The organism is Mesorhizobium sp. M1E.F.Ca.ET.041.01.1.1, assembly GCF_003997355.1.
Classification (GTDB): domain Bacteria; phylum Pseudomonadota; class Alphaproteobacteria; order Rhizobiales; family Rhizobiaceae; genus Mesorhizobium.
This window is the reverse complement of record NZ_RZSL01001225.1, coordinates 1-545: the sequence shown is the minus strand read 5'-3', so window position 1 is coordinate 545 and position 545 is coordinate 1. Positions and strand designations below refer to the sequence as shown.

The following is a 545-nucleotide window of genomic DNA, read 5'->3' as shown; positions in this document are numbered from 1 at the left end:
GTAAAGCGCAGCGGCAATTTCTCATGCGGCGTGATTTCCTCGCGCACGAGATTGGTGAGCGGCACCTCCGCCGTCGGGATCAGGCCCAGGCGTCCGTCGCCATGCGGCGTGAAGAATAGGTCCTCCTCGAATTTCGGCAGTTGGTTGGTGCCGAAAAGCACCTCGTCGCGCACCATCAGCGGCGGGATGATCTCCTCATAGCCGTGCTCGGTCGTGTGCAGGTCGAGCATGAACTGGCCGATAGCCCGCTCCATGCGCGCGAGCTGGCTCTTCAGCACCGTGAAGCGCGAGCCGGACAGCTTCGCCGCCCGCTCGAAATCCATCATGCCGAGCGCTTCGCCGATCTCGAAATGCTCCTTCACCCAGTTCGGACGCGCCGGCACCTCGCCGACGATGCGCTTGACGACATTGTCGTGCTCGTCCTTTCCGACTGGCACGTCGTCGAGCGGCACGTTGGGCAGCACTGCGAGTGCGTCGTTCAGCGCCTTATCGAGCTCGCGCTCGCGCGCCTCGCCGTTCTGGATGAACGCCTTGATGTCGCTGAC

Annotated in this window: 1 pseudogene; it reads right to left on the bottom strand. The window is 63.7% G+C overall.

Features of this window, described 5'->3' with window-relative positions:
- A pseudogene (locus EOA38_RS38505) lies at window positions 1–545 on the bottom strand (serine--tRNA ligase); the annotation flags it as partial.